The following is a 12049-nucleotide window of genomic DNA, read 5'->3' as shown; positions in this document are numbered from 1 at the left end:
GTGTTTTACCCCTCAATCTCCGTCACAATCTTATCAATCTCGGCACGCAAGCGGTCGATATTGGCAACTGTTTTACGAATTTCCGCGTTGAGTTCATCAATATTAATTACTTCTCGAGTGTCTTTTTGTTCTACATAAGAACTCACCGCAAGGTTGTAGTCATTTTTAACGATTTCTTCAAAGGACACGGATTTGGCTAAATGTGGCACATCTTCTTTATCGGCAAACAATTTGAGAATTTGCTCAATATGTTCCTCTTCCAAAATGTTGTTATTGGTGGCGGATTTAAATAAACCGCTAGCATCAATAAATTGGGTTTGGGTATCGGGTTTATGTTTGGAAAGTACCAAAATATTCACCGCAATACTGGTGCCGAAAAAGAGATTGGGCGCTAAGGCAATTAGCGTTTCTACATAGTTATTATCCACCAAATATTGACGAATTTTTTGCTCCGCACCGCCGCGATAAAAAATGCCGGGGAAGGACACAATCGCCGCGCGCCCTTTTGCTGAAAGATAACTTAACGCATGCAAAATAAAGGCAAAGTCCGCTTTGGATTTTGGCGCAAGTACACCGGCTGGGGCAAAGCGTTCATCGTTAATTAGTGTTGGATCGTCTGAGCCAATCCATTTCACGGAGTAAGGCGGGTTAGAAACGATAGCATCGAAGGGTTTATCATCACCAAATTGCGGGTTCATTAAAGTGTTGCCAAGGGCGATATCAAACTTGTCGTAGTTGATGTTATGCAAAAACATATTCATACGAGCAAGGTTGTAAGTGGTGTGATTAATTTCCTGCCCGAAGAATCCCTCTTCAATGATGTGTTCATCAAATGGTTTTTTCGCTTGCAATAATAAAGAACCCGAACCAGCCGCTGGGTCGTAAATTTTATTGACCTTATCTTGTCCATATAAAGCCAGTCGAGCAATCAGCTTGGAAACGCATTGTGGCGTAAAGAACTCGCCCCCCGACTTACCGGCATTGGCGGCATAGTTGGAAATTAAAAATTCGTAAGCATCGCCGAATAAATCAATATGATTATCTTCAAAGTCACCAAAATCTAACTCGGCAACGCCTTTTAATACGGCGGCTAGACGGCTGTTTTTATCGGCAACGGTATTGCCTAAGCGGTTGCTGGTGGTATCAAAATCAGCAAACAAGCCTTTGATATCCTGTTCGGAAGGGTAGCCAGTAGCGGAGTTTTCGATATCTGTAAAAATGCTTTTTAGGTCTGTATTTAAATTCGGATTAGTGTTGGCTGTTGCGACGACATTTTTAAATAATTGGCTTGGGTAAATAAAATAGCCTTTTGCTTTGATGGTGTCTTCTTTGATTGCCGCAATAATAGGATCATCGTCATTAAAAGCAGAATAATCAACGCTATCATCGCCACCTTCAATATAGTTAGCAAAGTTTTCGCTGATAAAACGATAGAACAGTGTACCCAAAACATACTGTTTAAAATCCCAACCATCGACGGAACCGCGTACATCATTAGCGATTTGCCAAATGCGGCGTTGAAGTTCTGCGCGTTGTTGAATTGCTGCTACCATAAAATCCTCAGAATATTTTGTATAATTATTAAGTTATAAATGTTCAAAATTATACAGGAAACAAATAATAACTAAATGAATTTCTATGGAAATTCCTCTACAATAAGAACACACTAATGTTTCCAAAAAATAAAAAAATGAGCCAAAAATCAACCGCACTTAATGCCATTTCGTTACCCTTAAATCAAGTCAATTTAATTGAGGCCTCTGCCGGTACTGGGAAAACCTATACCATTGGTTCTATCTATCTTCGATTACTTTTGCAGGCAGGTGAGAATCGTTTTTCTCGACCATTAAATGTGGAAGAAATTTTGGTGGTAACCTTTACTGAAATGGCAACGGAAGATTTAAAACGTAAAATTCGGGAACGTTTAACGGCGGCAATTTCGGTTTTCTCTGAATATTATGAGACAAAAGATAAGGCGATTTTTACTGGAGAACATCAATTTTTATCGGAATTGTTGCCTTATTTAGAGGATATTCCAACTGCACTTCGTCGCTTAAAGCTGGCCGAACAAAATTTAGATTTAGCCTCCATTTATACCATTCACGGTTTTTGTCGCCGAATGCTGATGCAACATGCTTTTAATTCAGGCGTGCATTTCAATTTAAAACTTCTCAAAGATCAGTCTGATTTACTCAAACAATTTGCAAATGAATTTTGGCGAGAGCATTTTTATTCCCAACCTTTCGAGATTGCTAATTTTATCTCGAAAGAGTTAGGTTCGCCTGATGATGTGCTAAGCATTTTAGAATCTGATTTAAACAAAGATGTATCGGTAGCGACGGACAATCAACAAAGCTTGTCGTTGTCAATTGATGAATTTTTACAGAAAAGTGTGGGAGAGCGATTAAAAGCTGTTGAAGATCTAAAAGTTTTTTGGTTAAAAAATGTAGATGAAATTTCCTCCATTATCATGGAGGAAATAACAAAAGATTATCCAGAAGATCAGCTCAAATCTCTCAGTCGTAGCAGCTACCAAAAAGAACGTCTTAAAACATGGATTGAACAGATTAATGAATGGGCAAATAATCCACTAGACTATGAAATTCATGAAACATTAAGGAAGTATTTTCTACAATCTTCGATTGAGCAAAAATACGAAAAGCCGACAAAAAATACGAAAAATAAAAAAGCGGCTATACCGTTTTATGCACCGATTTTTGCAGAACTTGAAGAACTGGTTGAAAAACATCAATCAAGTGATTTATTAAAAAAAATCATTCTTTATCACTATCGTCAAGGTATTCAAAAGAAACTTCTTGAATACAAAGCGAATCATCCTGAAAAATCCTTTGATGATTTATTACGCTTATTGAAAGAAGCATTATATGGTGAGGGCGGAGAACAGTTAGCAGAATTAATTCGTTTTCAATATCCTTTTGCCATGATTGACGAGTTCCAAGATACGGATGCGTTGCAGTATCAAATTTTCTCGAAAATTTATCACAATAAAACCGCGTTTGGTAATGTTGGTTTTATGATGATCGGGGACCCAAAACAGGCAATTTATCGCTTCCGTGGTGCCGATATTTTCACTTATTTAAAAGCAGCAGACGAAGCGAGCGAGCGTTTTAACTTAGGTACAAACTACCGTTCTTCTCAACCTTTAGTAGAAGGAGTAAATCGATTATTTGATTTTAAAAATACGCCTTTTATTTATAAAAATATTGAATTTTTAAATGTCGGTGCAGCCAAGAAGAATCTTGTTTTTCAGTTGAATAATCAGCCTGAACCCGCCTTCCGTTTTTACATTAATGATAAAGACGAATCCACCCAGCAAGATTATGCGAAAGCTTGCGCGATATCGATTCAGCAATGGTTAAAAAGTGCGGCTGAAAATCCGGTTGTTTTTCCGAATGAAAGCAAAGCGGAAAATCAAACATTGCGAGCAGAAAATATTGCCGTTTTGGTGCGTGGTTATACCGAAGCGGATCTAGTGAAGAAAGAATTGCAAGCACTCGGTATTGCGTCGGTTTACCTTTCGGATAGAGGAAATGTCTTTGAGAGTAACACTACAAAAGAACTGGCCTTGATTTTGCAAGCGTGTTTGAGTGTGACTGAGCGTCCAATTTTAAATGCGATTGCGACCGCACTTTTCGGCTTAAATGCAGCTGAAATTCACCAAATTCACCAGGATGAAATTCAGTGGCAACGTTGGGCTGAAAAATTTGCAGAGTATCAACAAATTTGGCAACGTCAAGGCGTATTGCCGATGTTGCATCATTTACTTTTAGCAGAAAATATCACAGAAAAACTCTTATCTCGGTCTGATGGCGAGCGAAAACTGACGGATTTATTACATTTAGCTGAAATTTTACAGCAAGCAGCGGCATTAAATGAAAGTGAAGCGGCATTATTGCGTTGGTTTGAAAAGCAAATTCAAGATGAAGGTCGTCAAGAAGCACAAATTCGTTTAGAAAGCGAACGTCAGTTAGTGAAGATTGTGACTATCCATAAATCCAAAGGGTTGGAATATGATTTGGTTTGGTTGCCATTTTTAGGTAATGTGGCGAAAAATCCAGCTAAGAATAAACTGTTTAATTTATATTACGACAGTGATGAAGAGAAAACCTTGTGGGATATGCAAGATCAACACTTGGATGATTTAACCCAAGAAGTTTTTGCGGAAGAATTGCGTTTGCTTTATGTGGCATTAACCCGAGCAAAATACCAAATGGCCTTTGTGTTACCGAAAGCCTTTGATAAAAAATGGAATGCTTTATTGTATGTGTTAACACAGGGGGAAATTGGTCGAAAACTCGATTTGCCAAATACTTGGGATACTCAACCGTTATTGGAAAAATTTAAGCAGCTTTTACCAAATGATGTAACGATTGAATTAACCGGTGTGTTACAAGCCAGTGAACCACTTACCTTAAATGTTTCTCAAGAAAATTTAAGTGCGGAAATTTTCCAAGGTGAAATTGAACAAGATTGGCGAGTGACGAGCTTTAGTGGCATTGAACAAACACATCAACGCAAAGCTTATTTGAATGAAAGTGCAGTGAAAAAATCGCTCATTTTTGACGATGCGAAAGATTATGATGCGTCAATTTCAATAGAAAATATCACTGAAAATCTGACTGCACTTGAGCATGATAACGATGAAATGGTTCTAGATTTTCCACGGGGAACACAAATCGGTACTTTATTGCATCGTTATTTTGAAAAGGTGCCTTTTGCTCAACTGGCTGAGAAAGAAAACATTGAAAAATTATGTCAGGATTTGAATCTTGCGGAAGAGCAATTTGCAGCAGTTCAACAGTGGTTTGAACACATACTCAGCACGCCAATTTTGCCAAATAATGATCTTATCCTTGCTCAAATTAACGAAAAACAATGCTTAAAAGAGTTGGCGTTTTATCTCAATATCACAAGCCATTTTGATGTCGCTGGTTTTAACCGAGCGTTAGCAGCCTTGCACCATTTACCGTCAGAACCGTTACAGTTTGATGATATTCAAGGCATGGTGCGAGGCACAATGGACTTAGTTTTCTGTCATCAAGGTAAATATTATTTGCTTGATTACAAATCGAATTTCTTGGGTGAAACATTAAAGGATTACGATCAAGCCGCATTGAAAAAAGCCATGTTAGAACATCATTATGATTGGCAATACTTGTTGTATCTGGTGGCATTGCATCGTTATTTAAAAACACGTTTGCCTCACTACGATTACAACCGAGATTTTGGTGGTGTGGTCTATGCATTTTTACGAGGAATGAATGGTTCGCCACAATCGGGCATCTTTTTTGATAAGCCAGATTGGCAATTAATCCAACAATTAGAGGAATTATTTTAATGTTAAGCCTATTAAAATCCTTGCAAGAACAAGGTGTAATTACTCAAGGCGATTATTATTTTGCTCAATTAATTGCGGATAAACAAAAAGATAAAGGCTATGCCGAACCCGTCCAAAATTTAGCGATTTTATTAGCCGCACTTTGTAACTGGAGCTATACGCAAGGCAATACTTGTTGTGTGTTAGATCGTTTCTTAGAACGTAATTTATTCGGCTTGGCTTATCGTCATACTGAAACGGATTTTTTGCCGCTTATCAATGAAAAGATTGGTTCGCTTCCTATATCCAAATGGCAGTCTGCATTGACTGGACATATTGCCCTTACACAAGATCCTGAAAATCAGATTGCGCCTCTCGCATTTCAATTTGGGGCGATTTATTTCTATCGTGCTTGGCAAGATGAATTCCGCGTGGCGCAATATATTAAAAATGCCTTGAAAAATGACCGCACTTTATCGGTAGGACCACAACAAATTCGGGCATTATTAGATCGTTATTTCCCTCAACAACAAGCACAAATTGATTGGCAAAAAGTAGCAGTCGCAACGGCGGTAAAAAGTCCATTTTCTGTGATTACAGGTGGACCGGGAACAGGGAAAACCACGACTGTTACTCGCTTGTTATGTGTATTACAGGAATTATTTGGTGGAAAACTTCATATTAAATTGGTTGCACCAACGGGAAAAGCCGCGGTTCGTTTAACGGAATCCATCGAAAATGCTTTGGCGCAAATGCCGATTTCAGATGAGTTACGTACATCCATTCCGAAAACCGCAGAAACGTTGCATCGTTTATTAGGCGTTCGACCTTTTACCGATAGCGTGAAATATCATGCGCATAATCCGCTGCAAATAGATGTGCTAGTGGTGGATGAAACCTCGATGATTGATTTGCCGATGATGGCGAAACTCGTGCAAGCGTTGAAACCCGAAACGCGTTTGATTTTATTGGGTGACCAAGCTCAATTGGCTTCTGTGGAAGCTGGGGCAGTATTAGGTGAAATTGCACAGTTTTTAACGTTAGATTATAGCCCTGCTCAAGCAGATTATATCCATGCAACAACAGGCTATACCGTTCCAACTTCAGATGAACATAGTCCGCTGCGTGATGCCATTTGCCATTTAACCTTTAGTCGTCGTTTCCGAGATGATTCGGGCATTAAACAACTTGCTGAGCAAATTCAACAAGGAAAAGGCGAGGGGAGTGTGGCAACCTTTGCGGAATATCCACAAGAGTTGCATTTTCATCATTTTGATGAAGAGCAAGACGTTAAAGAATCTGTTCGTCAAGTGGTGAAAAGTGCGGTTGAAAATTACCGTGTTTATTTAACGCAACTTCAAACTTATTTTGCTCAGAAGAAAGATCTCAATGCAAAATTTATAGATGAAAAGGGCAATGAAAAAACTTATGCAGAAGCAATTTTAGACCGTTTTAATTCCGTTCGTTTTTTGACCGCACTTCGCGCTTCAGCATTAGGTGTGGAAGACTTAAATCGTGAAATTGCCTTGGCATTGCGTGCAGAAAAATTACTTTGGTTCCGTCAAGAGGACGATTGGTATATTGGTAAACCCATTATGATTACCGAAAACGATCATAATGTGAAATTGTATAACGGTGATATTGGCTTGTGTTTGGCTAAAGGCAAAGTATGGTTTGGCAATCGAGAAGTTTCGACCAGTCGTATTCCCGCTCACGAGCCTGCATTTATGATGACGATTCATAAATCCCAAGGTTCAGAATTTGATCATACCGTCATGGTATTACCAACAGAACCCAATCCAGTGCTTTCACGAGAGCTGGTATTTACCGGTGTTACCCGTGCGAAAAATCAACTTTACGTATTTGCTAATGAAAAAATCTGGCAAAGTGCGGTCAGAAATACGGTAAAAAGACAAAGTGGTTTAGGAAAGTTATTACAGGAAAAAGAGGAGTAAAAAATGAAATTATATGTTTACGATCATTGCCCGTTTTGTGTACGTGCCCGCATGATTTTTGGTTTAAAAAATTTACCGGTAGAACTTGTAGTGCTTGCAAATGATGATGAAGCAACGCCAATTGGTTTAGTGGGCAAAAAGGTTGTGCCAATTCTTGTCAAAGAAGATGGTACTGCGATGCCGGAAAGTTTGGATATCGTGCATTATGTAGATGAACATTTTGGTGAAAAAATCTTATCTGAACACGTTCGTCCTGAAATTGAAACATGGTTAAAAGAAGTTGGCAGTTATTATGGTCATCTTACGACTGCACGCTTTACGCAAATTGGTTTAGCAGAATTTGAAACCCAAAGTGCGGTCGATTATTTCACTAAAAAGAAAACGGAATTTATTGGTGATTTTGCTGAAAATATTGCGAAGTCCGAAACCTATCTTACTCGCTTAAAAGGCGATTTAGAGAAATTAGCGGTATTAATTCAATCTGAAAATGCCTTAAACGGAAAACTTTCTCTTGAAGATATTATCGTTTTCCCTGTATTACGAAACCTGACTTGTGTGAAAGGAATCAAATTCCCACCAGCGGTTTTAGCTTACGTTACGAATATGGCTAAGTTAAGTCATGTGCCGTTGTATTTTGATAAAGCCATTTAATATCTGCTAAGCCATGAGGCTTGAAAATACTGAAGTTTTGACTTGGATCATAGGTGCGGTCATTTTTTCAGTATTTTTTATTCATCGATCTATAATCTCTAAGGTTTACTTTAATAAGAGCGCAGAGATATGGATCAGGAATACCAACGAGCGGTTACCCGTATTTGTGTGGAAACCGCTTTGTTATTGTTACAGCATGGCGCAGAAAGTGCTGTCGTCGTACAAATGGCACAGCGATTAGGTGTGGCTTTAGGCATTGAAAGCGTGGAATGTGCTTTAACGGCAAATGCAGTCTTATTAACCACACTTTCTAAGCAGCATTGTATTACCACCGTGCGGAAAAATGTCGATAAAGGCATTAATATGCAAATTGTTACGGATGTACAGCACATTGTGGTTGCCGTAGAGCATCACTTGTATGATTTGTCCATGGCTCAAAAGAAACTGGACAAATTAAAACCACTGAAATATAACCGTTATTTGGTGGTGTTTATGATTGGTTTATCTTGTGCCTCTTTTGCTCACCTTTCTGGCGGAGATATCACAATTTGTACAATCACCTTTATTGCCTCTGCTATTGCCATGTTTGTTCGACAAGAAATTTCTAAACATCATTACAATCCACTCATCGTTTTTGCCATTACCGCTTTTGTTGCCTCACTGATTTCCGGTATCAGTTTGAAATATAGTTTAGGCAATGATCCTCATATCGCATTGGCTTCTAGCGTTTTATTACTTGTCCCAGGATTCCCATTAATTAATTCACTTGCAGATATTTTAAAAGGGTATGTCAATATGGGAATAGGACGATGGACCATTGCTACGGTTCTCACCTTTGGTGCTTGTTTAGGTATCGTCTTTGCATTAAATCTTTTAAATATCGTTTCTTGGGTGGGGTAATAGGATGTTTTTATTGAATTTACTCGACGATATGCTTTTTGCAGCCATTCCTGCAGTAGGATTTGCCTTAGTATTTAATGTTCCGCCGAAGGCCTTAAAGTATTGTGCTATTTTAGGCGCACTTGGGCATGTCACGAGAACGTTATTATTACACTTTGGTGTCCCGATTGTTTTTGCCACTTTTTTCGCCACTTGTGTGATTGGTTTTATTGGCGTGCATTTATCTCATCGCTATTTAGCCCATCCAAAAGTCTTTACTGTTGCGGCAATTATTCCAATGATTCCAGGGGTTCATGCTTATAAAGCGATGATTGCTATCGTACAAATTCATCATTATGGCTTTTCCGATACATTATTTGAGCAAATGATCAGCTCTTTTATCAATACCAGCTTTATTTTGGGAGCCCTTGTTTTGGGCCTCGCCTTACCTGGATTATTGTTCTATCGACAAAAGCCGGTCGTGTAGAAAATAAAAAAGCCGACATCAGTCGGCTTTCGCATTTAACCTATATTTAATTAAGCATGGCAAGTTTGGCAAGCGGCTTGGAACATCCAAACAAGTTTTTCTTGTTCTTTGATGTAGTCACTCATTTGAGAAGCTGTACCTTCATCATCAGATTCACCTGCTAATTCAAGAATTTCACGTTGTTGTTCAAGTAATACTTTTAATCCTTCTAATGTGCCTTTTAAGCAAGATTGTGCATCACTTATTCCTAACTCTTCTTTAATACGTGAGTCTTTGAAGTATTGTGAATAACCGTTATGTGGGGTGTAACCTAAAGTTAAGATACGTTCTGCGACCTCATCAACTTTTTCTACTAAATCTGTGTAGATTTCTTCAAATTTTGCGTGTAATTCAAAGAAGTTTACACCTTTGATATTCCAGTGGTAACCACGTACGTTAGTATAGAATACTTGATAGGTTGCTAATAATTCGTTTAATTTTGCTGCTAATTTTTCAGATGCTTTTTTATCTAAACCGATTGATGTTTTTGACATAGTATTTTCCTCTTTATTGTTGATTAAAATGTTGTTCCCTTGCTTGGGAAGTGCGGTCATTATAAGCGTCATTTTTTCTGATGGCTATTTCATATTATCTAGTGATTTAATAGTTAAAACCTATTTATAATTGATTATGCATAGTTAAAAACTTTGTTCTTAATAGTGAAAAACTCTGTGAAGTAGATCACACATTCAATATTTCCCCTTTGACAGAATGAATCGAAGATGATTATGATTGATGTAAATCATTTTATTCTAAGATTTGATTGCTTTACTTCATTTTCGAATGAAATGTTTGGCTAGGTTTAAAAACCAAAAATATGATTTTATTACTCATCAGGAGTTTAGTATGACAAAGCATTTTTCCTTTGAAACAAATGAATCTCGTCGTCATTTTATGAAGCTGATGGCTGGCGTGGGGGCAGGTCTTGCATTTAGTGGCACATTAGGCTCATTTACACCAAAAGCTTTTGCTGCAGATATTAAAGGTAAAACCATTGAAGCGGGGATTGCTTATCCACTTTCTACCGGTTTTGACCCAATGACATCAAGTGGTGCTTCGCCTTATGCCGCAAACTTACATATTTTTGAAGGTTTGGTGGATTTGCATCCTGCAACTCGTGAACCTTATCTTGCTTTAGCCGGAAAAGAGCCAGAGCAAGTTGATGAAAAAACATGGCGTATAACCTTACGTGAAGGCGCAACTTTCCATGACGGCGCACCTGTTACCACTGAAGACGTTGTGTATTCCTTCAATCGTATTATTGATCCTGCCAATAAATCATTATTTGTAATGTTTATTGATTTCATTGAAAGTGTGAAAGCTGTAGACGATAAAGTCGTGGAATTTAAATTGAAATATCCATTTGCTTTATTCGCTAACCGCTTAACTTGTGTGAAAATTGTACCGAAACATGTGATCGATAAAGTGGGACAATCTGCATTTGATGCACACCCAATTGGTTCAGGTCCATTCAAATTTGTTTCAGCAGTGAAAGATGACAAAATCGTCTTTGAAGCTTATGAACCTTACAATGGTAAATATCCAGCACAAGTTGAAAAAATGTCTTGGTTATTACTTTCTGATGCGGCCGCTCGTGTAACTGCACAAGAGTCTAAACGTACTCAAGCAATGGAAAGTGTGCCTTATTTAGACATTAGCCGTTTGAAAAATAAAAAACAACAAGTGCAATCCGTTCAATCTTTCGGCTTGCTATTCTTAATGTTTAACTGTGAAAAAGCACCGTTTAACAATCCAAAAGTACGTCAAGCGTTACACTATGGTTTGAACACTGAAAAACTTGTTGATATTGTATTTGATGGTAATGCAGAAGCAGCAACATCATACTTACAAACCACTCACCCAGATTATATTAAGGCATCAACTCAATATCCTTATGATCCGGAAAAAGCAGCAGCATTATTAAAAGAAGCAGGTGTGACTGAGCTTAAATTTGAATTGCTCGCAACTGATCACGACTGGGTGAAAGAATCAGCACCGTTAATTTTAGAGTCTTGGAACAAGATTCCAGGTGTGAAAGTGACTTTACAACACTTACAATCAGGTGCGTTATATAGCAACAACGTAGATCCTGGTGTGTATGAAGTGGCAATCGCGCCGGGTGACCCATCAGTGTTCGGTAACGACTTAGACTTGCTTTTAAGCTGGTGGTATCGTGGTGATGTATGGCCGAAACGTCGTTTCCGCTGGAGCAACACCCCTGAATTTGCGAAAGTGACTGAATTGCTCAATGCAGCTGTGAGAGCAAAAGATCACGCTGAAGCGAAAAAATCATGGGAAGAAGCGATTAACATTATTGCGGCTGAAGTACCACTTTATCCGATTGTTCACCGTAAACTCCCTTCAGCATGGGATGATAGCAGCCTTGAAGGCTATCAACCCTTGGCGACAACCGGTTTATCTTTCCTCGGTGTGGGCCGTAAATAAAAGTACTTTTTTAATGTTTGGGCTGTTGAGCAATCAACAGCCTTTTTTCTTTCTTTTTAATACCAAAGTGCGGTCATTTTTTCCCCTGTTTTTCAATCATTTTTTCTCCCTATTTTATTTCAAAAAAATCTTTGTGAAGCCGATCACAGATTTGAACTTTGCCCGAGGTACTTGGATTGACAGGGTATAGAGCGGATATTATGATTTGTATAAATCATTTTGTTTTTTAATTTGATTGTTTCACTTCATTTTTAA

The 12049-nt window shown here is 38.3% G+C and carries 8 protein-coding genes; 6 read left to right on the top strand and 2 right to left on the bottom strand.

The annotated features are described in order from the left end of the window. Positions 1-5: 5 nt before the first annotated feature. Positions 6-1553, bottom strand: coding sequence for a type I restriction-modification system subunit M (locus tag DPV81_RS00535; protein WP_049368774.1), 1548 nt, complete (start codon positions 1551-1553; stop codon positions 6-8). A gap of 137 nt (positions 1554-1690) precedes the next feature. Here DPV81_RS00535 and recB point away from each other — a divergent pair, with 137 nt between their 5' ends. From recB to DPV81_RS00510, 5 genes are all read left to right on the top strand, one after another. Then, positions 1691-5359 (top strand): exodeoxyribonuclease V subunit beta, encoded by a 3669-nt coding sequence (recB, locus tag DPV81_RS00530; RefSeq protein ID WP_111386589.1) that lies wholly within the window; start codon positions 1691-1693, stop codon positions 5357-5359. Continuing rightward, positions 5359-7293: an exodeoxyribonuclease V subunit alpha gene (gene recD / locus DPV81_RS00525; protein ID WP_111386121.1), complete on the top strand. Its 1935-nt coding sequence runs from the start codon at positions 5359-5361 to the stop codon at positions 7291-7293. The genes recB and recD overlap by 1 nt, the downstream gene beginning before the upstream one ends. A 3-nt stretch (positions 7294-7296) precedes the next feature. Then, a complete protein-coding gene (grxB, locus tag DPV81_RS00520; protein WP_111386119.1) occupies positions 7297-7944 on the top strand; it encodes a glutaredoxin 2 in 648 nt (215 codons plus the stop codon). Positions 7945-8073: 129 nt separating this feature from the next. Then, on the top strand, positions 8074-8844 hold the full coding sequence (locus DPV81_RS00515; RefSeq protein ID WP_111386117.1) for a threonine/serine exporter family protein: 771 nt from the start codon (positions 8074-8076) through the stop codon (positions 8842-8844). 4 nt (positions 8845-8848) lie between these two features. Further along, positions 8849-9310 carry a threonine/serine exporter family protein gene (locus tag DPV81_RS00510; RefSeq protein ID WP_049365508.1) on the top strand — a complete coding sequence of 154 codons (462 nt, stop codon included), beginning with the start codon at positions 8849-8851 and terminating at the stop codon, positions 9308-9310. A gap of 50 nt (positions 9311-9360) precedes the next feature. Here the strand turns inward: DPV81_RS00510 and DPV81_RS00505 are convergent, their stop codons facing one another. Beyond that, positions 9361-9843, bottom strand: a complete 483-nt coding sequence (locus tag DPV81_RS00505) for a Dps family protein (protein WP_111386115.1) — start codon at positions 9841-9843, stop codon at positions 9361-9363. A 352-nt stretch (positions 9844-10195) separates the two neighbouring features. Here DPV81_RS00505 and DPV81_RS00500 point away from each other — a divergent pair, with 352 nt between their 5' ends. Then, entirely contained in the window at positions 10196-11794 is a 1599-nt protein-coding gene (locus DPV81_RS00500) for an ABC transporter substrate-binding protein (protein WP_111386113.1), read from the top strand. Positions 11795-12049: the final 255 nt, after the last annotated feature.

It is taken from the genome of Haemophilus parainfluenzae (genome assembly GCF_003252795.1).
Classification (GTDB): Bacteria; Pseudomonadota; Gammaproteobacteria; order Enterobacterales; family Pasteurellaceae; genus Haemophilus_D; species Haemophilus_D parainfluenzae_K.
This window is presented reverse-complemented; position numbering and strand designations above follow the sequence as displayed.

What these genes read in the sequence shown, in the direction of transcription:
- DPV81_RS00505 (WP_111386115.1), bottom strand. Translation starts at nt 9,843, where the DNA reads ATGTCAAAAACATCAATCGGTTTAGATAAAAAAGCATCTGAAAAATTA.
- grxB (WP_111386119.1), top strand. Translation starts at nt 7,297, where the DNA reads ATGAAATTATATGTTTACGATCATTGCCCGTTTTGTGTACGTGCCCGC.
- DPV81_RS00515 (WP_111386117.1), top strand. Translation starts at nt 8,074, where the DNA reads ATGGATCAGGAATACCAACGAGCGGTTACCCGTATTTGTGTGGAAACC.
- DPV81_RS00500 (WP_111386113.1), top strand. Translation starts at nt 10,196, where the DNA reads ATGACAAAGCATTTTTCCTTTGAAACAAATGAATCTCGTCGTCATTTT.
- DPV81_RS00535 (WP_049368774.1), bottom strand. Translation starts at nt 1,553, where the DNA reads ATGGTAGCAGCAATTCAACAACGCGCAGAACTTCAACGCCGCATTTGG.
- recB (WP_111386589.1), top strand. Translation starts at nt 1,691, where the DNA reads ATGAGCCAAAAATCAACCGCACTTAATGCCATTTCGTTACCCTTAAAT.
- recD (WP_111386121.1), top strand. Translation starts at nt 5,359, where the DNA reads ATGTTAAGCCTATTAAAATCCTTGCAAGAACAAGGTGTAATTACTCAA.
- DPV81_RS00510 (WP_049365508.1), top strand. Translation starts at nt 8,849, where the DNA reads ATGTTTTTATTGAATTTACTCGACGATATGCTTTTTGCAGCCATTCCT.